The following is a 21,404-nucleotide window of genomic DNA, read 5'->3' as shown; positions in this document are numbered from 1 at the left end:
ACGTAAATGGGATAAACAAGTATGAAACAGTTTTTATCATTTGTACGGAAGGAATTTCACCATATCCTGCGAGACAGGCAAACCCTGCTCATCCTGCTAGGCATGCCCATAGCCCTGATCATGATCTTTGGCTTTGCACTGACTACCGAGGTCAAGAACGCCCGCTTTGCGGTGCTTGATTTTTCCAAAGACAACGCTACAAGAGAGATCACGAATGAAATGGAAACCAGTCGTTATTTTGACCTTGCTGCTGAAATTCATGGCTATAATGAAATTGAGGACATCTTTCATAAAGGCAAGGCAAAGCTGATCCTGGTTTTCCCTCCCTCCTTTGAAAGCCAGTTACAGCATGTGCACAATCCACAAATACAGATCATAGCAGATGCTTCAGATCCCAACGTAGCTACCACGCTCACCAATTATGCCGGCAACATCATTATGGATTTCCAAAACCGCTATAACCAGGAAAGGAAATATCCATATACCATTCAAACGAGGGTGCGCATGCTCTATAATCCGCAGCAGAAAGGCACTTACAGCTTTGTGCCCGGTGTCATTTCCATGATCCTGATGCTGGTGTGCACCATGATGACGGCCATAACGGTGGTAAGGGAAAAAGAAACAGGGACCATGGAAGTATTGCTGGTATCTCCTGTATCACCCATTAAAGTCATCGTTGCCAAGGCCGTTCCCTACCTTATTATATCCATAATCAATATCATCAGCATATTGTTACTGAGTTATTTTGTACTAGAAGTGCCCATTCGCGGAAGCTTGTTCCTGTTAATGAGTGAAAGCATTTTGTTCACCATCACCTGCCTTTCTTTTGGTTTATTGATATCTACAGCGACGGATTCCCAAATGATGGCCATGTTCATATCTCTTACCGGTTTATTCCTGCCTACTATCATGCTCAGTGGTTTTTTATTCCCCATTGAAAACATGCCAAAAGCTTTGCAGGTAGCGTCCAATATTTTCCCTGCCCGCTGGTTTTACCAGGTGGTACGCGCAGTTATGATCAAGGGGTTGCCACTAGCTGCCGTTTGGAAAGAAACAGTGATACTGGGTGGAATGGCAGTTATGCTTTTGCTGGCAAGCCTGAAAAATTTTAAAACAAGACTGGCATGAGAACACTCCGTTTTTTACTGGAAAAAGAATTCCGGCAGATCTTCCGGAACCCGGCCATCCTGCGCGTGATCTTCGTAGTGCCCATACTTCAATTATTGCTGTTACCCTGGGCTGCTGATTATGAAGTGCGGAATATAAAACTGGCCGTTATCGATCATGACCATAGCAGTTACACCAGGCAGATGATCTCAAAGATCACATCATCTGGTTATTTTTTACTTGACCAATACACCAATTCCTATAAAGAAGCCCTGGTGGATATTGAAAAGAACAGGGCTGATATCATCCTGGAAATACCGGCTCACTTTGAAAAAGACCTAACGAGGGAAAATGAGGCCATTGTGCTTTTATCCATTGATGCCATCAATGGCGTCAAAGCCGGACTGGGAGCCTCTTACCTGCAATCGATCATTCATGATTTTAATAATGAAGTACGCAGCAAATGGATACAGCTGCCCCGCTTCAATCCTGAAGTCAATATAGACATCAGGCCTTCCAATTGGTACAATCCCCTGATGAACTACAAGTTTTTCATGGTACCGGGTATCCTGGTGATGCTGGTAACTATTGTCGGCTCCTTCCTTACCTGTCTCAACATTGTAAAGGAAAAGGAAGTAGGGACTATAGAGCAGATCAATGTAACGCCCATAAAGAAATACCACTTCATTTTGGGTAAGCTGATACCATTCTGGTTTTTAGGTATTATCATATTATCCATAGGATTGTTCATCGCCTGGTTGCTCTATAGCATAGTGCCCGTTGGCAGCCTTTTCACTATTTATGTTTTTGCTGCAGTGTACCTGCTGGCTGTGCTGGGTTTTGGCTTACTCATATCCAGTTTTGCATCTTCTCAACAACAGGCCATGCTGATCACTTTCTTTTTGTTCATGGTGTTCATCTTGTTGGGAGGTCTATATACTCCCATAGAAAGTATGCCCATTTGGGCTCAGTGGTTTACCCGCTTCAACCCTGTGACCTATTTTATTGAAGTTATGCGCCTTGTCGTATTAAAAGGGAGTGATCTTTCTGATATCACCAGGCATATAATTACTGTTTTCGGGTTTGCTATTGTACTGAACACATGGGCTATTATAAGCTATCGCAAAAGAAGTAGTTAGCACTGCAATTTGCTAATGACTATTCATTACAAAAGCTGTAACTTATACTATTCTTTCCTTTATCCCCCTGTTGAAGACGAATAAAATAATTACATATGGCTACTCAACAGGATATAGATTTTACCTATTCCACCATGGACCGCATATTCCGCCAAAGCATGGGCGAAACGGCAGACTTTAGCGGCGCCATGTACAATGGAAATTTTAAGCTTTCACTGGAAGAAGCACAGGCAGCCAAGCATGGTTATATGGCAGAGCAACTTCATATTGGAAAGGGCAGCAGGGTACTGGATATGGGATGTGGCTGGGGGCCCTTCCTGTCCTATATCACTAAACGGGGAGCAGTAGCTACAGGCCTTACCTTCTCCGAAGGACAGTATAAGGCATGCAGGAAAAATGGATTTGATGTACATATCAAAGATGCCCGCTCTATTCAGCCTGGAGATCTTGGAACCTTTGATGCCATCGTTTCTGTAGGCGCCTTTGAACATTTTTGTTCCTACGCAGAATACCAGGAGGGTAAACAGGAAAAGATCTACCATGATTTTTTTGAAAGGGTTTATAACCTGTTGCCCCCAAAAGGAAGATTTTACCTTCAAACCATGGCATGGGGAAAGAATATGATACCAGTGGATGCACTGGATGCAAATGCAGCGCCGGGGTCTGATGCTTTTCTTATCAGGTTGATGACGGACCACTTCCCTGGTTCCTGGCTACCCTATGGAAAGGAAATGATCTTTGATACTGCCGCACCTTTCTTTAACGTAATTGATTACAGCAGCGGCCGGCTTGACTATATTGAAACCACCAAACAATGGAGAAAGCGTATCAGGCAATTCAGCCTGGAGAAATATGCACTATACCTGAAATTATTACCCAGTTTCATTAAAAACAAAGAGTTCAGGTACAAGCTGCAGGTATTCAGGCATAAGGCCAATCAAAAATGTTTTGAAAGAGAATTGATGGATCACTTCCGTATTGTTTTTGAAAAGAAATAAAGGATAATAAGAATTATAAGACTGAAGAAAATGATAAACTTATCAGTGGTCCTTTTTTTGCAACTCATAAACAAAAAACTACTTATGAATAAATTATTACTCCTGCTGCTAATTAGCTCAAGCTTATCTATATCTGCAAAAGCCCAACGCGGAACCTATGACTTTCTTTTAGGTGTGGAAGCTGCCTTTCCTACCGGTGATTTTAATTCTTATAAAACAGGTGTTGGCGGATGGGTGCAGGGACTGTTGGGTGTAGGTGAATCAGGACAGGTTTCTTTTACCACCGGGTATAATACGTTTACGTTCAAGACCCCTCCTGCCAATGAAAAAATTAAAACTTCTATCATCCCCTTGCTTATAGGATATAAATACAACTGGTCCGTATTTTATGCGCATCCGCAGGCTGGCTTGGGATTGTATCGCTTTAAAACAAAAGTTGATAATGGTGGTACCAGCACAACAACAAAAAGTTCAGATTCCGGGTTCACGCTCGGCTTGGGCGCGGGTGTCAAAGTCAGCCGTTTAGACCTGGGATTACGCTACCAGGCAGGCTTCCCGGGAGGTGGTACTATTAGCTATTTTGGCATTAATGCAGGGTATAGCCTCGTCAAACGATAACCGGGTATCATACTGGTGACTTCAAACTGCGTAATGTAATAGAATAACGGACTTCTTTTACAGGCGAGGTGCTATGTTGCCATTCTGTTCGGGCTGTTCCCTGGATGATGTACAGCGAACGCCTTTGAACAGTAAATGAAATAACAGACTTCCTGTTTTGTTTGGCTTTTTCCTGTGGTCGCAGGCGAAACACACAATCGGTATGTAATGAAATGCCCGCAATAATATCAAATGGCGGAGCATCCCGGTGCCAGTTGATCACGGAACCCACGGGGTATTCAGTCACCAGCAGTTCTGCAAAATGATCAGGGGTTATATCCATGAATGCAGCAACTTTCTGAACTACCCAGGAAAAGCTTTGCGGGATTTGCTTTCCTTTTGACAGCACTCGTTTTTCAAAGCTCCAGTCATAGCCAAAACTGGCCACCTTCCTCTTCGCTTCATAGCCCTGGAAATGAAAAGTATGCAATGGTGTTTCTCTTATGGCAGAAACTAACTTCGCCTCTTCAGCTTCATTGATAAAATCAGGATAATAGTGAAACCCAGGTGGAAACTCAGGCGCAACAGGGAATAAGGTGTTCATATAATCATTGAAGTAAAAGCTATGCCAGCATGTGAAACTAGTTTTTATAATTGCCTTAACAACAAAGAACGGATAGCCTTTCACGTTATATTTCAATATTTTAAGTTAATGATTCCATCACAGGAATTTTTAAAATTGTTGGCAATAGTTTCCCATCAATAAACCTTTCAACCACTGATTAGTCATACGGCCATGCATCCAAAACAATACAGGCATTACGCCCTTTTTCTAATCATACCTGCTCTCCTGGCCATACATACCCAGGCCCAGTCATTCAAAAAACTCGATAACTGGATGGAAGAAAACACCCCGGCATTGGGTGGACGCTCGCTGCTATTGATTTATAAAGATGGACAAATAGTCTATTCCAAAGCCGTGAATAAAATGAGCCCCAAACAAAAACTGGGCAACCGGCTGATTGCCCGGCGACAGGGCAAAAATGCCAATATAGAAGATTATGATGTGAACACCAGGCAACCAATTGCCAGTTGCAGCAAATGGCTAAGCGCAGCACTGGTGATGACCTTTATTGATGATGGAAGCCTTACACTCTCAGACACAGTGGGGCTGTATTTACCAGTGTTGACCGCGCATGGAAAAGGTGGTATTACCATTAGCCAATGCCTGTCGCACCTTACAGGCATCAATGCTCCTCCATTGAAGGAAAGCCTGGCCGGGATGAAGCAAATACAAACTATGGATGAAGCCATTGAGCTAATAGCAGACATGCCAATGGAAGGAAAACCAGGTTCAGTTTTTCATTATAGTAATGCTGGCCTGCAGATAGCAGGTGCAGTCATTGAAAAGATCAGTGGCAAAAGCTTTGAAACGCTGTTTGCTGAACGTATAGCAAAACCTCTTGGTATGACGAATACTGATTTCGGGAAAAACAAAGTGGCACTGCCGGCGGGGGGAGCATACAGTACACCCAATGATTATTTGAACTTTCTTGTTATGATACTTAACAAAGGAATGTTCAAAGGCAAAAGAATATTGAGCGAAAAAAGTATCAATGAAATGCAGGTAAACCGGCTAAATGGTCTAAGGATCGCCTATTCTCCGGCTGAAGCTGGTGGATTTGGCTATGGCTATGGAGAATGGATCATGGACAAGACAACAGGATCAGCTAATGCCCGTGCCGTATCAAGCCCGGGACTGTTTGGTTCGTTCCCCTGGATTGACAATGAAAAGCATTATGCCGCTTTTTTAATGACCTATAACCTGAGGAATAAAGGAAGGAATGAAAAGTACCAGGAATTAAAAACCCTGGTCGATGAGGCTTTACAATAATATCAATCATCCATTATAACAGCGGCCTTGGTGGGGCTTTTGATACTGGCTTTCCGGAAAAATTTATAGGGCCGATAATATCTATATTTTGAAAAAGCATCGGATCTATCAGAAGCTCCGTTCCGGTTAAATTGTAATAAAGGTTTTGAAGTTTGTGTAAATAAAGTGGCTGGTATATCAACCTGAAATCCTTCAAAAACCAACCTTCCTTTGGATTCCAGCTTAAGAAAGGTTGCTCATCTTCCCAGGGAAGGTTTACAGGATTGATATACCAAACATTTTTATTGAATGTAAAACCGCATTTGCTGAGTAGTTCGGGTGACAACTTTATTGGAAAACAGAATTTCGCCCAGGTAAAAAAATATTCATCTATAGCAACAGGAGTGTATTCAAAAAATGATTTGCCTGTAACGTCTTTACCCGTTACCCTTAATACCATATTACCCGGCCGTATGTCCTTTGGATCTACCATATCATATTCTTTCAATTAATAATCATCAGGCTGCAGCACGGAAATGAATATATATAATAGAACATTCTCCGGAAATGACAGCAAGCATCGCGATTTCTTTAGCTAATTCAGTATTTATCAACCTTATAAGTAGAAGAAAATACACAGCGGAAGGTAACCCTATTCTAATGAACGGGGTGTTAATGCATTGCTTTGCATACCAGTTTCTCACAACTTGACAGCGGATAAACAAATACAACAAAACAAATACTAAGAATAGAGAAGATAGGTCTACCTTGTGCTGTTCTCATCCCTCGTTTCCGCAGTTTAGCCATATCTTTTTTTATACCTTTTTACGCAATTCTATGTTCGAATATCCAAGGTTTTTAGTCAAAGACACAGATCAGTTCAATTCATATAACTTCCCAATGATTGAAGATGACATTGCAGGCATCAATGCAGGTACATCACAATTTCCTGGTATATACAGGCAGGAAATGCTGATTTCCTTTATGAAATATAACAGCATGAACGAGAAATGGGTGGAAGCAAATCCTCAGTTGGCATCCGCTATTACATCAGGTACCCTACCCCTGGATAATATTGGTTCACTCTTAAATTGTAGTAAAAACAATAGTGTTTTCAGCGACCAGGTTGCTGAATACCTGCAAAGCAAACTTACCTGATTGACCACATAACTATCCATGAGATGCATCATATGCTGCGCATGAGCAAATAATTAAATTTATAACGCACTACTTAAGTGTAATCAAAAATCACCTTTCATGATAACTCCCTTTCAAATCATCTTAATACTGGTCACACTGGCTTTAGTGACCTTTGCATTGATAACCAGCTTGAGTTCTTCTAAAGCTTCATTAAGTGTAATGGCATTAACAACCTATTTGAAAGATATTCAAAACAGGCTTTGGAATAATGCACCTATAGATGCAGCAAAAGAAAGAGCCAATATGGAAATACTTTTCAATAAAGTGAAATCAGATTGTGGCGAAGCTATTATTTCCGGCAACCTCGATTTGAAAGGCCTTGTTAAAGAAACCAGCGATAAAATCAGCTTCATCTCAGACAATAATGTTTCAGACAAAAAAACTGCCTGGTTGCAATATAAAGCTTCCATCATGGGCTTCAGGGACATTTATTACAAAGGCTGATTATAATTGATTCTTCTATAGCTGGTTGCAACACTTTCATTTTTACATAATGCATTAGCAGTTATGCATTCCTGCCCTGTTACAGTTCTATAGATTTTCTATACAGGTGGATCTGGAATGATTTTTTAAGTGTTTATCCTTTAACTCATCTATCATTAAAAAAGAATTGTATGCAAACAAAGGACGATAAAACAAATGTGGGTAAAGAGGAACCAAAAATGCCCAACCCCAGTCACCAGGAAAAAGCAGATCCTAACCTTACAGAGTTGAGAGGTTTTACAGATCCCAATGAAAGGCTTGAACCACTTGATGAGGGTAAAGAAAACACTTCCACAAAAGAAGATAAATAATATCCGCATCTGTCAGGCGAAATCCAGGCAATCATCAGGCATTGCGATGGGCCAGAAGCTGTATGGAGATACAGGGAAGGAAAATGGCAGGGGTCATAGTTTTATTGACCTAAGTACTTTTTATTTGCATTCATAATAATGCACCTCAATTAAATATTTCCAAATGAATAAGGCCTTTTCCTTTCTCCTGTTGCTGATGTTAACCGGCAGTATTGTTATTGCCCAATCCATTTCCTCCCCGGATGGACAACTGCAATTGCAGTTCTCTATAAAAGACAGTGTACCCTATTACCAGTTGAACTATAAAGGCACTGCCGTTATCAAACCAAGCAAATTGGGTTTGTCAACCGTAGATGTTCCCCCATTCCTTTCAGGATTTGCACAGGTAAACCAAAAGACCGCTTCATTCAACGAAAGCTGGCACCCGGTGATGGGTGAATTCAAAACTATTGTCAACAATTACAATGAACTGGAGGTGACACTGGCACAACCAGGAGTTGCCAACAGGCAATTGGTTTTACGCTTCAGGGTTTTTAATGATGGCCTTGGATTCCGGTATGAATTCCCGCAACAAAAGAACCTGAATTACTTTGTTATCAAAGAGGAAGAATCACAATTCGCTCTATCTGGCGATAACAAGACCTGGTGGATACCTGGGGATTATGATACGGAAGAATACAGCTACACCACTTCCAAACTTTCAGAGGTATCTAAGCTGTTTGATAAAAGCTACGATGGCAATGCTTCGCAAACCCTTATTCCAATGGGATTGCAAACACCCCTGATGATGAAGACCAATGATGGTCTCTATGTGAATATTCATGAAGCGGCCTTATTGGGTTATGCAGGAATGAATGTGACTTTGGATGATAAAAACTTTATTCTGAAAACGCACCTCACTCCTGATGCACAGGGCAATAAAGGATATATACAAACACCGTTTCATACACCATGGCGTACGGTGGTGGTCTCCCCACATGCAGAAGGGATACTGGCTTCTAAACTCATATTCAATTTGAATGAGCCTACAAAGTATGCTTCCACGGATTGGATCAAGCCAGTAAAATATGTTGGGGTATGGTGGCAGATGTTCTTGCCTGGACAGGGATCATGGAGCTATGCCGACACCAATAATGTGCACCTGGGTATCAGTGATTATACAAAGATGAAACCTAATAAGACCCATGCTGCCAACAATGCCAATGTTAAAAAATACATAGACTTTGCGGCTAAGCATGGCCTCAATGGCGTGCTGGTAGAAGGATGGAACCAGGGTTGGGAAGACTGGTTTGGTCATTCCAAAGAATATGTGTTTGATTTTGTAACGCCATATCCTGATTTCGATGTGGACATGCTTACCAAATATGCTGACTCCAAAGGCGTCAAGATCATCATGCACCATGAAACTTCTTCATCAGCCACCAATTACGACAGGTTAATGGACACAGCCTACCGCTTTATGGTGAACCATGGCTATAATGCAGTAAAATCAGGCTATGTAGGTAATATCATTCCCCGTGGCGAGCATCACTATAGCCAGTGGATGGTAGATCATTACAACAGGGCCATACAAAAAGCAGCCACCTATAAGATCATGGTGAATTCTCATGAATCGGTGCATCCAACAGGGTTGAACCGCACCTATCCTAATTCCATTGCAGCAGAAGCAGCAAGAGGAACCGAATTTGAAACTTTTGGTGGCAACAATCCAGAACACACAACAATCCTTCCTTTTACCAGGTTGATGGGTGGACCCATGGATTATACGCCCGGCATTTTTCAGACAAGACTGGACTACTATCAGAAAGGCGATACCCGCTATGTAAAAACGACACTTGTAAAACAGCTTGCTTTATATGTTACCATGTATAGCCCATTGCAGATGGCTGCTGACCTGGTAGAGAACTACGAGCGCTTCCCAGATGCTTTTCAGTTCATCGAAGATGTAGCTGTAGACTGGGACGACACCAAGATCCTCGGCGCTGAACCCGGCGATTACATCACCATTGCACGTAAAGCAAAAGGAAAAGATGAATGGTATGTGGGTGGGATCACCGACGAAAATCCCCGCACCAGCTTAGTGGACTTTAGTTTCCTTGATCCAAATACCTCTTATGTAGCTACTATATATGAAGATGGCAAGGATGCACATTATATTACCAATCCACAGAGCTACCATATTTATAAAACAATCGTAACAAGCAAATCGAAGCTAAAACAGAAACTGGCAGCAAGTGGCGGCTTTGCCATCAGCCTAAAGAAAGCAGGGAAGGATGACATGAAAAAATACAAGAAGCTGAAATAACTACATCAAAAGCCCGGCACCTCCGGGCTTTTTTAATGCAATCAATGAAACCTGGTCAATGACCGGTTACTACATACAAAGGCATTTCTGTAAGGGCTTCCTTACATAGCAGCATGTCGCTGTATCACTTAGCTATTGCTCCACCAATTCAAAATGCTCCTCGCGCTCCTGCACTTCTTCCACATTCTCCAGTATGCGCTGGTGCCGTGCATTGCTGGCAATGTAAAGAGCAAAGGCTGCCAGTGCAGAGTCCTTGAGTAAATTGTACAATGCCATTTGGCGGTAAGCCTTATCTGCCGTATCCAAAAAGTTAGGCAGGTGAATAGTGAGAACAAAACTAAATAGCATCAGGGCCAACAGGTAAGCTGCGGTTTTCACCCAAATGTTGGTCATGAAGGAAATAGCCGCTAAAATAAAAGCGGTTCCCACCAGGTAAACCCAGGCTATGCCTCCGGGCAAAAAATCAGGGACTTTGACCAGCAGATCGTAAGGGTGGATGAAATGTTGAATTCCAAAAACGATCATTGCAATAGCTAAAATGAAGATGGCGATCCTCGAAACAATGTGTTCTTTCATCACCATAGATTTTGTTCTGTAAAGTTACCCCTTTTAAATAGGAGCATACTCCATAATGGATAAACGGGCGGCCTTCCTTCCTGGCAGGTGCCTCCCGTTAAACTGCTTAACAATTCAAGCCATTTATCCTGTATTCCTTTTGCCTGTCAGTAGCAGCACAGCAGTACCTATTGATTCAAACTTGTGTAGAAAAAGGGAATACCCTCCAATAACCGCACAAAACAACCGGGCTATTTGACCACCTGAGGCAGCAATTGCTTTTTATCCAAACCGCAGTCTTTTCCAAAGTTGGTGCGGATATGATTCATAAGGCACTCTGCACGTAAAGAAGAAAATGGGTGCGTACGAAAGAAATCTTCCAGTTCATTATAGCGGTTCTCATGACTTGCCATTTCTTTCCAGAACGAAACGGCCGTGCAGACATCATAACCGAGTTCATTAGTTAGGTTGATGCCATAATAATCTGCTTCCAGCTCGTTCTTTTGGTTAAAGGAAGCCGTGAGAAATTTTTTCAATTCAAATACGGTAGCTCCTGTTTGTTCACCAAAGACCTTGGTAGATAATTCCATTTCCTGTATGGTTGACTTGATATGTCCCATTTCTGAATGACCTATTTCATGTCCTATAATAGCATACAGCAGGTCATCCTTGCCCTTGCATTTTTCCAGCATGCCTGAGGTGACATAAATGCGGCCACCAAAAGTAAAGGCATTGATCATGGTATCCTTCAAAGCATAGATGGCATATTGAATATGTGAAGGATCTTCCCGCACACTCAATAAATCGTTCATCACTTTGGTAAGTTTTGTTTTCAGCGCAGCATCATTAACCATTTTAAACTCGCCTTCCTGCACCATCTGCTGATGAAACATCAATCCATAGGCTGTCTGCACACTGTCTGTGATGGATTTGCGGGAAACTCCAAGGTTGCGGATCAGGTCACCGGCCTTCTCCAGCTTGCGGCTGATAGGCTTGGCCGCTACACCACTGTCAATGCAACTGTAAGAATAAGTCTGTGCTCTTTTGTTGACAGGTTTTTCAGTATCCTGCGCCAGGTTATCGCAGGCCATCAATTGAAATAATGCAACAAATAGTACCAGGTAACGTATCATGAGTTGTAGACTGCAAAAGGAGCGCCAATTCACTTACCGTTTCTTTTGAATATAATGTAGATATCAAAGCTTGACCCTGGAAACGAGAAAGGGCGTTAAACAGCATGGATATTTGAAAAACCTCAGTTCAGCCTCTGTTCGATTTCTAATAAAAATATAATATTTAGTACCTCTTCAAAAGTCCATGTTGCTTGAAACCTATGTTTGCGACAGATCCGTATCCAGGCAGCTATCTATTATTGTTCCTTTATTGCGTCAAGATCTTTTCTTCGCTGTGCAAGGATTTGTAGGTACAACATCGCTCCTGCCAATAATGAGAACGGAATTGTTTTTGGCTTATATATTATCTGCACAATGATGGTTGTTATAAGCAAAAGAGTTAAAACTGCTATAAAGTATTTTCCAGCTTTAGTAGCGAATAGGTTTGGTATTAGTCGAATCTTTTGTCCCTCTGCCCTAGATTTATTAAAGATTCCTATTGACTTGTGTAGGATATCAACAATATCATCTTTGCCACCATATTGTTCGACAAAAGTATACTTGGTCTTTGTGCCATCGGCTAGAATAAACTTTATGCTTGAAAAGTCATTTTTGCTGGATGCCCATGCTTTATAAGACTTAATATCATTGAAAGGTAACTCTGCCACATCATCAGGCTCATTGTCTGAAAAACGATATTGTTTTATCTGAAGGCAATCAGAAGCAAATACGACAGTTGCCTTTTTAATAAACCTTTTACGAAACTGTTTTTCAAAAAATAGGGGACTAATCATTACCGTAATGTAACCTCCAACACCTATTATTACTGAATGTAACGACAATCCCACAAGCATAAATAAGGCTATTCCTCCAAAGATGTAAACGAAAATAAATATCCCGTAGTTTTTGTTATTTATAGTTGTCGTCTCAATAGTTTGTATAAGTTCCAATTAATTTTAAATTTTCTATAGGAGTAATGATTTGCCGCTAACAGTGACATTTACGCCATCATACGCACCATCTGCGCAGCTTCAATCGCTTTCTTCTGGTTAAATTCCAATGTCAGTCTTTTAATATTTACCAGGTCAATGATAGTACCCACACCACAAAATCCAAGTGTGAAGAGGTAAAGTATTCCAAGTGCTGTTTCACCTGTTACCAGCCGGTGTATCCCAGCCACACCAAAAAAGCCGATAATGGCCATGATCATCAGACTTTGTTCTTCCTTTCGCTTTCCACTGTAAAATAAAATGAATTGCCGTTGCTGATCTTCAGTCATGTCCCTGGTAATGTCCTGGATAGTTTGCAATTCATCGGGCTGAAGTCCCGGCAACATCATAAGCATTCTTTGATCCATATAATTGGTTGGTTGTTTTGGTTATAGAATATATGCTTTTGGCAATATGTGAAATCAGTAACATAACAGCAGGCAGTCCAAGCATATGATAATTAAAAGACGCCTTCCAGTTGCCATGCAAGGCTTCGTGCATGGAATGACCCAATCCACATCCCGGGCAGGAATGAAAACCTATCCAACGAAACAGGCATAGGGAAGGTCCACTGGTATCCATGCAAAACAATACGACCAATACCCCCAGCCATATGGCAGGTTCCCTGTAACGTTGTATGATCTTTAGAATTGGCATTTGCAAAATGATCCGGAAAGGAAAGTAAATATAAACCAACCATCAAGCAAGCTACCTGTTCATTTCTTTACAACTCCTCGTCCTCCAGCAGCTCCTTAGTGGTCACATTCGACAACACCACCTGCGCCTCTCCATCCTCCAGGGCTTCCACTCCTTTCAGCTTGCGTTGAATGGCACGTGTGCGCTTGCCCATCACCTCATCCAGTTGGTTGCTGGCAGTTTGAATATTTTTCTGTGCTTTCTCCAGCATGCCACCAAAGGCCTCGAATTCCTTCTTCACAGCTCCCAGTATCGTCCATACCTCGCTGCTTCTTTTTTGAATGGCCAGGGTGCGGAAACCCATTTGCAAACTGTTTAGTATAGCCGCAAATGTGGTAGGTCCCGTTACTACCACTTTACAATTCTTTTGAATATCCTCCAACAGGCTGGCCTTTCGTACTACCTCCGCATAGATACCTTCAAAAGGCAGGAACATGATGGCGAAATCAGTGGTATTGGGCGGGTCAATGTATTTTTCGCAAATATCCCGCGCCATCTTTTTAATGGTGGCCTCCAGGTTCCTTTGCGCTTCTTCTATTCTTACTACATCATTGGTGTCATATGCTTCCTGCAAATATTCGTAGGCATCCCTTGGGAACTTTGCGTCCACCGGCAGCCAAACATAATTACGGTCTTCATCGCGGTTGGGCATCTTGATGGCAAACTCAACCACGTCAGAACTACTTTGCTTGGTGCGCACATTAGCCTCGTACTGGTCAGGCGCCAGGATATTCTCCAGCAGCATCTCCAGTTGCACTTCTCCCAATCCACCACGCATCTTCACATTACTCAGCACTTTTTTTAGTCCTCCTACATCCTGTGCCAGCGTTTGCATTTCACCCAATCCTTTCTGAACACTTTCGAGCTGCTTGCCCACCAGTTCAAATGACTGACCCAGCCGCTCATTGAGGGTCTTCTGTAACTTCTCATCCACCGTTTCCCGCATCTTTTCCAGCTTCTCCTCGGTCTTTTGCACCAATTCGGTCTGCTTCACCTCCATCTGTCCAAACTTCTCGCGCTGCAGGTTGTTCATATCCTCCACGCTTTTAGAGAATGTTTCTCTAAAGCCCTTGAAGGAAGCTTCCAGTGCCTGGCGCATCTGGTTACTGTCCGCTTTTGATTGTTCGTTGACAGCGGTAAGCTTTTCTTCCACCCGGGTGGTGATCTTGTCCAGTTGCTCCACTGTATTTTTCGTCCCTTCCTTTTGCAACATCTTCCATTCGTCAAACTTATTACGCTGCACCAGTGAGAATTCCTTCCAGTCGGTGCTGATGGCTTCCCGGCTTTCCTTATGGCCGCTTTCCACCTTTTGTACCAGGGCGGAAATCCTGTCTTCCAGGGTCTTGTTAATGGTGTCAGCACCCACACGGTTCTGTTCTGTTATCAACCGAAGTGTTTCATTCATCTCGGTTTTAAAATTCAGCAAAGTCTGGCTTAATTCTTCCCTGTTATCCCTTGATACCCGGGAGATCTCCTCCCGGTTGGTCCGGAAATCCTCTTTCAGGTTATCGGTTATCCTATCCAACCTGGAAAACAATTCATCAAGCTTACTGGACAAGGCAAAAAGGTTGTTATTAGGACGTGGACGGAAAACGATGATCAGCACAATAGTCGCAACCACCAACGCACACAGCACAATAAGAAGGATATCCATAGAGAAAAGTATAGGGAAAAATGAATGAATAGATAAATTAAACGAATATAATTGAGAAATGGTATGATGCAGAGCCAACTAGGCTGACCTTTTGCCATTATAAGCCATTCTGATTCAAAAGGTTACTCCTATTTATAAGGCTTATAGCCTTTGATTATCCTTAATTTTACCTGAAACCAATGAAATTATGGCAACAACAAAGCTCGTGATCAATAGCAATGGATCTACCCGCATTGAAGGGGATTTTGAAATAGTGGACAAGGACGGCAATGCCTATGACCTGGGAGGTCGTACGGTTGTTTCCCTTTGCAGGTGTGGTCTTTCTAAAAATAAACCTTTCTGTGATGGATCGCATAGGGGGCATTTTGAACATAATGCTGTGGCCTTTGCACTGCCTCCCAAAAAAGAAGCTTAAACCAGTTATCTATTTGTAACCAGGACCGTCAACCAATGGCGGTCCTTTGAATTTATAGCCTTTTTAACCTATACCTAAGGCATAGCTCCTCCCTATCAACTCCCTACCTAAGGTATAGATACTCCGTGCGGGCACGGAGTATCTATACCTTTCCTATACAGTAGATAGGGCGTAGCTATAGAGGAAGCATACAGCAGGATGGGCCAAAATGGACGCAAACTGGTTGGAGGACCATTTATTTTACTGTTGAAAGCCCATGGCGAGGCGGCTATAATGCACAAGCCACCGCAATGATAGTAAGCGTGAAAATGAGTGCCAGGGAACAAACAATTAGGGCGATGCCGTCAAGCAGCAGGGCTACCAGGCGGTTGGTTTGATAAAGATTGACCAGGTGTTTCATAGGATTTAGTTTAAGCGTGGTGTTTTCTTCCAACAATTTACAGTGGCCCATGATGAAAAGAAAGCAAATAGAAAAGAAACATGCAGAGTCACAAACATTTACCTCGTGGTATTCCGGAACGGGGAAGGGGCTGTTACTAGTTACCCAGACAGTTATTTACTAAAAGGTAAAAAACAGCTGTTTTTATACCGGGTTTAGACCCCGCTTGCCAGTAACATATTTGAATAATTTTCATAATTATATTAACGGGTAAAGCCAAGGCTATGTAGATTATAAGTCAGTACATTTTATAATCTGAATGCTTTGCTTTATATAAAGTAGGAACTTTAGGTAAGGATCAAATAACAGAACTACTGCTCATGAAAAAGTTACTTCTTTTATTATCCTTCCTGGTGACACAGGTGTTACAGGCGCAGGAAATCAAATCTTCGTTTGGACTGAAAGCAGGGCCTAACTTTTACACACTTAGCCCAGGTGGTGATGGAGTTTCCGGCCGAACGGGGCTTCATGCTGGTGTATGGTACAGGCAAACCCGAACCCCGGTGTTCAGTTTTCAAACAGAATTACTCTTTTCTATGGAGGGGTGGAAGTTTTCAAATAATGCTGAAACCATCACCAATAAATTCAATTACCTGCAACTGCCCATTCTTTTACAGTTCAGGACACGTTATGGCCTTTACATTGAAACCGGCCCGCAGGTGGGGCTCCGCCTTAGTGGCAAGCAGGAAACTGATAACAATAATGGAGCTATTGACTTTATTCCCATTGACACCTGGACCAACCGCTGGATCTTTTCAGGGGCAGTGGGTGGCGGCTACCTGAAAGGAAGGTTTGGCTTGGGCGCCCGGTACAACTTTGGCATCACTTCACTGTTAAAAAACGAGGACGGAAATTCTAACGGTTTGGCTGTAAGCCTGTTATATGCATTTCAATAACTTGTTCCCAATCAATAACCTATTTGATCATAAATCATTAACAGCGGGCGGGGGCTTAATTATTTAAAAAGGCTTTACTTTGCTTTTAATGTGTACACAATACACACCCTCTAAACATGACTACAAGTAAAACAGCAATAATAAAATGTGGCGTAAAAGCCCAGGAGTTCAATTTAAATAATGAGCTTCATCCCCATACATCAGTTAGTAAACTGTACATCCCTGCAGAGGCGGATGCTTCTTTCTTTAAGAATCGTTACCCGCAGGCTGAGATAGTGGATCAGAAAGAATTCATTCTTGAAGATGATCTTATTGACCATGTGATCATCTTCACCCCTGAAGTGAATGATATGCCACTTATACAGGCGGTGCTGCAATCGGGGAAGAATGTGCAGATCATGCACAATTAAAACAGTTTCATTTCTTACAACCCATTTCTAACGGTTGGTGCTTTTATAGAGAATCTTCATCACCTATAAATTGTGATCAATGGATTCATTAAGGAAAATGCAGCCGGTAAAGCGTATTGCGCTGGTAGCACACGACAATAAGAAAGCAGACCTGCTGGACTGGGTCACTTACAATAAAACTGTCCTGGCAAGCCATAAGCTCATTGCTACAGGGACTACAGGCACCCTGCTGGAAAAGATCCTGCATGTACCGGTTAAGAAACTTATGAGCGGGCCTCTTGGCGGCGACCAGCAATTAGGTGCCATGATAGCCGAAGGAAAGCTGGATATTATCCTGTTTTTCTGGGATCCTATGATGGCCCAGGCTCATGACAGTGATGTAAAGGCCTTGCTGCGCATTGCAGTAGCCTGGAATATTGTCATAGCCTGCAACAGGAGCACCGCGGATTTTGTATTGACCTCGTTATTGATGGAGGAGGAACATGCCATCAGCATCCCGGATTATTCAGGTTACCTGAATCGCATGAAGGAATAAAAATGGCCCGGTATCCCAGGCCATTATATTGTTGAAGCAAGTGAACTGTATCAATATGCCCTTTTTTCCGTGACCGGAACCGCCGGGGCCTTGAAACCTTTAGTCTTTAAAAGGTTCTTTATTTCGGTTATAGCCCTTTCCAGTTGCGGATCTGTTCCTTTGGCCATGGCTGCCAGGTCTTCATCTACAGCTATGTCCGGGTCAACACCATGTCCTTCCCTGAACCAGGTTCCATCCGGATTATACATGCGGAAAGTAGGAACTGTAATGCTTCCTCCATCAACCAGGTTAGGAACGCCAGAAATCCCTATCAATCCGCCCCAGGTGCGCGCACCGATCAATGGTCCAAGGCCTTTTCTCTTGAAATAATCGGGGAAGGCATCGCCACCGGAACCACTCCAGCCATTGATCAACATCACTTTAGGGCCAAAATTGGCATAAGGAGGCCATGGCCAGGAACTGCCATCCCTGATAGCCCAGAAGGCCAAAGGATCGCGGTTCAGCATTTCGATGAATCGGTCAGGTATCTGTCCGCCATTATTGAAACGTTCATCTATAATAAGCGCTTTTTTGTCCCACTGGGCACTGAATTGCCGCATCAGCTCATTCTGCCCATCAATGCCTGTACTGGGCACATAGATATATCCTACCTCGTCATTGGTAGCTTCCTCTACCCTTTTGCGCATGCCTTCAATCCAGGCCAGGTTGCGCAGGCGCGATTCGTCATCCAGGGTTTCCACTATAGCCGTTTTAGCGCCATTCCAGGAAGGAGTAGTGTTATAAGTGATCTCCACTGCCTTTTTAGACAAACCTGCAAAGGCTGCAAAAGGTTCCTGCGCGGTGGTCAAAGGCACTCCATTCACTGCCAGGATATAATCACCTGCTTTCAGATCTACACCTGCCTTGTCAAGCGGTGAACGCACCTCAGCATCCCATTCGGCTCCCCTGATGATCTTTTTGACTTTATAATGATCGCCATCGGCTTCCCAGTCAACACCCAGGTAACCTACCGACTTTTGCTCAGGATGCTCCATATCTCCGCCACCATGATAGGTATGCGAAGCATTGAGCTCACCGATCATCTCGCCTATTACAAAATCGGCTTCCTCTCTTGTCATGGCTCCCGCCAGCATTTTAGAATACCGCTCCTTCACCCCATTCCAGTCCACACCATGCATTTTGGGATCATAGAAATAATCCCGTTCCAGGCGCCAGGCGTCAAGGAACAATTGCTTCCATTCTTTTGCCGGGTCCACCATCACCTGCATTTCTGATAATCTCAGTGGCTTTTCAAACTTCTGGCCTTCTTCAGGCTTAATGATGGCAAAGGCATTATTAGGACGGAACACCAGGATCTTCGCCTTATTCTCTGAAAGCAGGAAATAATTGGCATCTTCCAGGATGGTCTTTTCCTCTCTTTTCTCCTTATCGTAATATTTTATCACGCCTTTCCCTTCACTGCTGCCGGTGTTGGGTAGCTTCAAATAAATCACCTTATCTTTTGTGGCGGCCAGTGTTCCATAATTTCCCGGTGTTGCAGGCAGCAGCACCAGTCTTTGTTCAAGGCCATCAAAGTCGATATCCACCTTTGCTGCTTCAGGCAAAGGCTGAACAGACAGTGAATCCTTCTTTTCCTTGCGGGCTTTTTTCTTCAGGGCTTCTTTCTTTTCAGGCGACTGAAGGTTCAGCGTCACCGTATCATTCTTTGGTGCCAGCAAGGAGGGCGTAGTCTTTTTCAAACTGATGGCTGCCACCTGCTGGGTATTGGCATAGATGAATGTATTATCAACATCACTGTAATTAGGCTGAAAGCTTTGAGAGGTAATGAGGTAGAGGTATTTACCCTCAGGGTCAAACACAGGGTTGGTAGTGTTATAATAACCTTTAGTTACCTGGTGCAGCTTTTTATTGGGGTAATCATAGATGAAGATGGCCCTGTGGGAATTATCAAGGTCACGGCTATAGGTTAGCCAGCGGCTATCCGGCGACCAGTTGAAAGTAAATCCCGAAAGATCGCCATGCATAAATCGAAGGGCTTTATCAATATCAGTAGTGCTTTTGCTGGCAATATCATACACCCTTATGTTCATGGCCTTGTCTATAAATGCCAGCTTCTTACTATCCGGGGACCAGTATAGATTGTACCGGAAACCAGGTCCATAACTGGTAAGCTTGCGGGCGCTGTTTTCTTTTGCCGGTTCGGCCAGCCACAATTCATATTCACCTGATTCATCGCTCCAGTAGGCAATATGTTCACCATCAGGAGACCAGGCTGGTGATCGCTCTGCAGATCCTGAGCTGCGGGTCAGGTTCTTAACAAAGCCATTTTCTGCAGGTACAGAGAAAATATCTCCCCTTGCTTCTACCAGCACCCGGTTGCCATCAGCGCTTAGCGCCACATTCTCCACCAGCTTTTCTGCTGTTTCCATCTTTGGCTTCAGCATAGCCCTGTCCGTAACCACGCTCACCTTCACTTCTTTTAGCTGTGCAGATGAAAAAGGAAGGAGCCATAATTTTCCTCCTGCTTCAAAAACAATATCATCTGGGCCCTGGGAGGGATAATGCACATCATAGTCTCCAAAATGGGTTACCTGTGAAAATGCCTTGGTGTTAATGTCGTACTTCCAGATATTCATACGCAGTTCGGGGCCGCGGTCAGAAAGAAAGTATATGCTGTTGCCATGCCACATCGGAAATTCGGCACCTGCATCCTCATTGCGTGAAATGTTTATTGAAGTATTGTTCTGCAGGTTGAATATATGGATGTCGGCCTTCCATCCACCGCGGTAGCGCTTCCAGTTGCGGCCTACCTGCGAACGAAACACCAGCGCCAGCTCTTTGCCATCAGGAGAATAGGATCCATATTCCGCATAGGCAAGGGGCAGCTTCTGCTCCGCCCCACCCGTAGCGGGCACCCTATAAAATTGGTTGAACCTTGCTTTGCCGCTTTCGCGACCGGAGGCAAACAATACATTTTTACCATCAACGGTCCAGTCCACCACCCTGTCAGGATAACCATGGGCAGTCAGCCGTACCGGTATACCACCGGTTACGGGAATCGTATAGGCATCGCTGTTACCATCATAATTACCGGTAAAAGCAATGGTCCTGCCATCAGGGGAGAACTTGGGATAGCTCTCCACGCCTGCAGGTGAACTCAAACGGGTAGCCTGGCCACCTTCTTTTGGCATCACCCATAGGTCATTGGCATAGGTAAAAACGATCTGCGATGCAGAAACATCAGGAAACCTGAATAGACCGGCATCTATCTGCGCATGAACAGAAAGGAGTATAAACACCCCCGCCAGCAGGGCAAGCAATTTTCTCATAATATCTGTTGAGTGTTTTAAAAAATGTTGAGGTAATGAATTTAAGAATTATAGAACTAAAGAGAACTAAGATTTATGGGATTGAAAGGATTTTGAGGAGGAATGGCAGGTACAGGTTGACAGGTTGACAAGTTGACAAGAGAGAGAGTCGGGAGTAGAGAGAGGAATATTGAATGTCGAACAAAAGAATATCGAATGATGAAAGGAGAGAGAGGAACCACGGCGGCAGAGCGTCACAAAGAGGCACCGCGCCCTCTGCGGTTATTAAGTGGAATATTGATTGATGAAGTGTTTAGGTCAGAGCGTCTTTTTTAATTACAGTCTTTACAAAACGGGCAATGCTCATTGTGCAGGAGAGAAT

General features: G+C 43.3%; 23 protein-coding genes. 13 read left to right on the top strand and 10 right to left on the bottom strand.

The genetic code is table 11. The annotated features are described in order from the left end of the window. Positions 1-21: 21 nt before the first annotated feature. The 4 genes from BUA53_RS08310 (at position 22) to BUA53_RS08295 (ending at position 3,862) form a co-directional block, all read left to right on the top strand. Positions 22-1,128, top strand: coding sequence for an ABC transporter permease (locus tag BUA53_RS08310; protein ID WP_072834896.1), 1,107 nt, complete (start codon positions 22-24; stop codon positions 1,126-1,128). Next, positions 1,125-2,246: an ABC transporter permease gene (locus tag BUA53_RS08305; protein ID WP_072834895.1), complete on the top strand. Its 1,122-nt coding sequence runs from the start codon at positions 1,125-1,127 to the stop codon at positions 2,244-2,246. Before BUA53_RS08310 ends, BUA53_RS08305 begins: the two co-directional genes overlap by 4 nt. A 95-nt stretch (positions 2,247-2,341) precedes the next feature. After that, positions 2,342-3,244 carry an SAM-dependent methyltransferase gene (locus BUA53_RS08300; RefSeq protein WP_072834894.1) on the top strand — a complete coding sequence of 301 codons (903 nt, stop codon included), beginning with the start codon at positions 2,342-2,344 and terminating at the stop codon, positions 3,242-3,244. Positions 3,245-3,328: 84 nt separating this feature from the next. Further along, positions 3,329-3,862 carry an outer membrane beta-barrel protein gene (locus BUA53_RS08295; protein WP_072834893.1) on the top strand — a complete coding sequence of 178 codons (534 nt, stop codon included), beginning with the start codon at positions 3,329-3,331 and terminating at the stop codon, positions 3,860-3,862. A gap of 7 nt (positions 3,863-3,869) precedes the next feature. On the opposite strand, the gene BUA53_RS08290 is transcribed toward BUA53_RS08295, so the two are convergent. Continuing rightward, the gene (locus tag BUA53_RS08290) at positions 3,870-4,445 is read right to left on the bottom strand and encodes an alpha-ketoglutarate-dependent dioxygenase AlkB (RefSeq protein ID WP_072834932.1); all 576 of its coding nucleotides are present in this window, start codon (positions 4,443-4,445) and stop codon (positions 3,870-3,872) included. A 192-nt stretch (positions 4,446-4,637) separates the two neighbouring features. Here BUA53_RS08290 and BUA53_RS08285 point away from each other — a divergent pair, with 192 nt between their 5' ends. Further along, positions 4,638-5,735 carry a serine hydrolase domain-containing protein gene (locus BUA53_RS08285; protein ID WP_072834892.1) on the top strand — a complete coding sequence of 366 codons (1,098 nt, stop codon included), beginning with the start codon at positions 4,638-4,640 and terminating at the stop codon, positions 5,733-5,735. A 13-nt stretch (positions 5,736-5,748) separates the two neighbouring features. Here the strand turns inward: BUA53_RS08285 and BUA53_RS08280 are convergent, their stop codons facing one another. Continuing rightward, on the bottom strand, positions 5,749-6,207 hold the full coding sequence (locus BUA53_RS08280) for a hypothetical protein (RefSeq protein ID WP_072834891.1): 459 nt from the start codon (positions 6,205-6,207) through the stop codon (positions 5,749-5,751). A gap of 407 nt (positions 6,208-6,614) precedes the next feature. On the opposite strand from BUA53_RS08280, the gene BUA53_RS08275 reads away from it, so the two are divergent. The 4 genes from BUA53_RS08275 (at position 6,615) to BUA53_RS08260 (ending at position 10,013) form a co-directional block, all read left to right on the top strand. After that, positions 6,615-6,872, top strand: coding sequence for a hypothetical protein (locus BUA53_RS08275; RefSeq protein ID WP_072834890.1), 258 nt, complete (start codon positions 6,615-6,617; stop codon positions 6,870-6,872). 99 nt (positions 6,873-6,971) lie between these two features. Beyond that, positions 6,972-7,358, top strand: coding sequence for a hypothetical protein (locus BUA53_RS08270; protein WP_072834889.1), 387 nt, complete (start codon positions 6,972-6,974; stop codon positions 7,356-7,358). 170 nt (positions 7,359-7,528) lie between these two features. Then, entirely contained in the window at positions 7,529-7,708 is a 180-nt protein-coding gene (locus BUA53_RS08265; protein WP_072834888.1) for a hypothetical protein, read from the top strand. Between the two features lie 163 nt (positions 7,709-7,871). Further along, positions 7,872-10,013, top strand: a complete 2,142-nt coding sequence (locus BUA53_RS08260; RefSeq protein ID WP_072834887.1) for a glycoside hydrolase family 97 protein — start codon at positions 7,872-7,874, stop codon at positions 10,011-10,013. 132 nt (positions 10,014-10,145) lie between these two features. On the opposite strand, the gene BUA53_RS08255 is transcribed toward BUA53_RS08260, so the two are convergent. The 6 genes from BUA53_RS08255 to BUA53_RS08230 all read right to left on the bottom strand — a co-directional run bounded on the left by BUA53_RS08255 (position 10,146) and on the right by BUA53_RS08230 (position 15,019). Then, the gene (locus BUA53_RS08255) at positions 10,146-10,589 is read right to left on the bottom strand and encodes a DoxX family protein (RefSeq protein WP_139256378.1); all 444 of its coding nucleotides are present in this window, start codon (positions 10,587-10,589) and stop codon (positions 10,146-10,148) included. Between the two features lie 230 nt (positions 10,590-10,819). Beyond that, on the bottom strand, positions 10,820-11,701 hold the full coding sequence (locus BUA53_RS08250; RefSeq protein ID WP_072834885.1) for a M48 family metallopeptidase: 882 nt from the start codon (positions 11,699-11,701) through the stop codon (positions 10,820-10,822). A 236-nt stretch (positions 11,702-11,937) separates the two neighbouring features. Next, positions 11,938-12,630, bottom strand: a complete 693-nt coding sequence (locus tag BUA53_RS08245) for a hypothetical protein (RefSeq protein WP_072834884.1) — start codon at positions 12,628-12,630, stop codon at positions 11,938-11,940. 50 nt (positions 12,631-12,680) lie between these two features. Beyond that, the gene (locus BUA53_RS08240) at positions 12,681-13,037 is read right to left on the bottom strand and encodes a TM2 domain-containing protein (protein ID WP_072834883.1); all 357 of its coding nucleotides are present in this window, start codon (positions 13,035-13,037) and stop codon (positions 12,681-12,683) included. After that, positions 12,991-13,326 (bottom strand): DUF2752 domain-containing protein, encoded by a 336-nt coding sequence (locus BUA53_RS08235; RefSeq protein ID WP_072834931.1) that lies wholly within the window; start codon positions 13,324-13,326, stop codon positions 12,991-12,993. Before BUA53_RS08235 ends, BUA53_RS08240 begins: the two co-directional genes overlap by 47 nt. 67 nt (positions 13,327-13,393) lie before the next feature. After that, positions 13,394-15,019 (bottom strand): DNA recombination protein RmuC, encoded by a 1,626-nt coding sequence (locus BUA53_RS08230; protein WP_072834882.1) that lies wholly within the window; start codon positions 15,017-15,019, stop codon positions 13,394-13,396. Between the two features lie 187 nt (positions 15,020-15,206). Between BUA53_RS08230 and BUA53_RS08225 the strand changes: the two genes are divergently transcribed. After that, positions 15,207-15,434, top strand: coding sequence for a CDGSH iron-sulfur domain-containing protein (locus BUA53_RS08225; RefSeq protein ID WP_072834881.1), 228 nt, complete (start codon positions 15,207-15,209; stop codon positions 15,432-15,434). A gap of 268 nt (positions 15,435-15,702) precedes the next feature. Here the strand turns inward: BUA53_RS08225 and BUA53_RS21640 are convergent, their stop codons facing one another. Continuing rightward, on the bottom strand, positions 15,703-15,834 hold the full coding sequence (locus BUA53_RS21640) for a hypothetical protein (RefSeq protein ID WP_262494390.1): 132 nt from the start codon (positions 15,832-15,834) through the stop codon (positions 15,703-15,705). 359 nt (positions 15,835-16,193) lie between these two features. Here BUA53_RS21640 and BUA53_RS08220 point away from each other — a divergent pair, with 359 nt between their 5' ends. The 3 genes from BUA53_RS08220 to BUA53_RS08210 all read left to right on the top strand — a co-directional run bounded on the left by BUA53_RS08220 (position 16,194) and on the right by BUA53_RS08210 (position 17,714). Then, a complete protein-coding gene (locus BUA53_RS08220) occupies positions 16,194-16,769 on the top strand; it encodes a porin family protein (protein ID WP_072834880.1) in 576 nt (191 codons plus the stop codon). 116 nt (positions 16,770-16,885) lie between these two features. Then, complete coding sequence (locus tag BUA53_RS08215) at positions 16,886-17,179, top strand: hypothetical protein (RefSeq protein WP_072834879.1); 294 nt, start codon at positions 16,886-16,888, stop codon at positions 17,177-17,179. A gap of 79 nt (positions 17,180-17,258) precedes the next feature. Beyond that, positions 17,259-17,714 carry a methylglyoxal synthase gene (locus BUA53_RS08210; protein WP_072834878.1) on the top strand — a complete coding sequence of 152 codons (456 nt, stop codon included), beginning with the start codon at positions 17,259-17,261 and terminating at the stop codon, positions 17,712-17,714. Positions 17,715-17,764: 50 nt separating this feature from the next. Here the strand turns inward: BUA53_RS08210 and BUA53_RS08205 are convergent, their stop codons facing one another. Then, positions 17,765-21,043, bottom strand: coding sequence for a S41 family peptidase (locus BUA53_RS08205; protein ID WP_072834877.1), 3,279 nt, complete (start codon positions 21,041-21,043; stop codon positions 17,765-17,767). Positions 21,044-21,404 lie beyond the last annotated feature (361 nt).

The sequence above is a fragment of the Flavisolibacter ginsengisoli DSM 18119 genome (assembly GCF_900129295.1).
Taxonomy (GTDB): Bacteria; Bacteroidota; Bacteroidia; order Chitinophagales; family Chitinophagaceae; genus Flavisolibacter; species Flavisolibacter ginsengisoli.
Note: the sequence above shows the minus strand (reverse complement) of the source record. Positions and strands in the feature narration are given on the sequence as shown.

Bases quoted from the DNA above. Each gene is read 5' to 3' on its own strand.
- BUA53_RS08310 (WP_072834896.1), top strand. From the start codon at position 22: ATGAAACAGTTTTTATCATTTGTACGGAAGGAATTTCACCATATCCTG.
- BUA53_RS08305 (WP_072834895.1), top strand. From the start codon at position 1,125: ATGAGAACACTCCGTTTTTTACTGGAAAAAGAATTCCGGCAGATCTTC.
- BUA53_RS08300 (WP_072834894.1), top strand. From the start codon at position 2,342: ATGGCTACTCAACAGGATATAGATTTTACCTATTCCACCATGGACCGC.
- BUA53_RS08295 (WP_072834893.1), top strand. From the start codon at position 3,329: ATGAATAAATTATTACTCCTGCTGCTAATTAGCTCAAGCTTATCTATA.
- BUA53_RS08290 (WP_072834932.1), bottom strand. From the start codon at position 4,445: ATGAACACCTTATTCCCTGTTGCGCCTGAGTTTCCACCTGGGTTTCAC.
- BUA53_RS08285 (WP_072834892.1), top strand. From the start codon at position 4,638: ATGCATCCAAAACAATACAGGCATTACGCCCTTTTTCTAATCATACCT.
- BUA53_RS08280 (WP_072834891.1), bottom strand. From the start codon at position 6,207: ATGGTAGATCCAAAGGACATACGGCCGGGTAATATGGTATTAAGGGTA.
- BUA53_RS08275 (WP_072834890.1), top strand. From the start codon at position 6,615: ATGATTGAAGATGACATTGCAGGCATCAATGCAGGTACATCACAATTT.
- BUA53_RS08270 (WP_072834889.1), top strand. From the start codon at position 6,972: ATGATAACTCCCTTTCAAATCATCTTAATACTGGTCACACTGGCTTTA.
- BUA53_RS08265 (WP_072834888.1), top strand. From the start codon at position 7,529: ATGCAAACAAAGGACGATAAAACAAATGTGGGTAAAGAGGAACCAAAA.
- BUA53_RS08260 (WP_072834887.1), top strand. From the start codon at position 7,872: ATGAATAAGGCCTTTTCCTTTCTCCTGTTGCTGATGTTAACCGGCAGT.
- BUA53_RS08255 (WP_139256378.1), bottom strand. From the start codon at position 10,589: ATGAAAGAACACATTGTTTCGAGGATCGCCATCTTCATTTTAGCTATT.
- BUA53_RS08250 (WP_072834885.1), bottom strand. From the start codon at position 11,701: ATGATACGTTACCTGGTACTATTTGTTGCATTATTTCAATTGATGGCC.
- BUA53_RS08240 (WP_072834883.1), bottom strand. From the start codon at position 13,037: ATGGATCAAAGAATGCTTATGATGTTGCCGGGACTTCAGCCCGATGAA.
- BUA53_RS08235 (WP_072834931.1), bottom strand. From the start codon at position 13,326: ATGCCAATTCTAAAGATCATACAACGTTACAGGGAACCTGCCATATGG.
- BUA53_RS08230 (WP_072834882.1), bottom strand. From the start codon at position 15,019: ATGGATATCCTTCTTATTGTGCTGTGTGCGTTGGTGGTTGCGACTATT.
- BUA53_RS08225 (WP_072834881.1), top strand. From the start codon at position 15,207: ATGGCAACAACAAAGCTCGTGATCAATAGCAATGGATCTACCCGCATT.
- BUA53_RS21640 (WP_262494390.1), bottom strand. From the start codon at position 15,834: ATGAAACACCTGGTCAATCTTTATCAAACCAACCGCCTGGTAGCCCTG.
- BUA53_RS08220 (WP_072834880.1), top strand. From the start codon at position 16,194: ATGAAAAAGTTACTTCTTTTATTATCCTTCCTGGTGACACAGGTGTTA.
- BUA53_RS08215 (WP_072834879.1), top strand. From the start codon at position 16,886: ATGACTACAAGTAAAACAGCAATAATAAAATGTGGCGTAAAAGCCCAG.
- BUA53_RS08210 (WP_072834878.1), top strand. From the start codon at position 17,259: ATGGATTCATTAAGGAAAATGCAGCCGGTAAAGCGTATTGCGCTGGTA.
- BUA53_RS08205 (WP_072834877.1), bottom strand. From the start codon at position 21,043: ATGAGAAAATTGCTTGCCCTGCTGGCGGGGGTGTTTATACTCCTTTCT.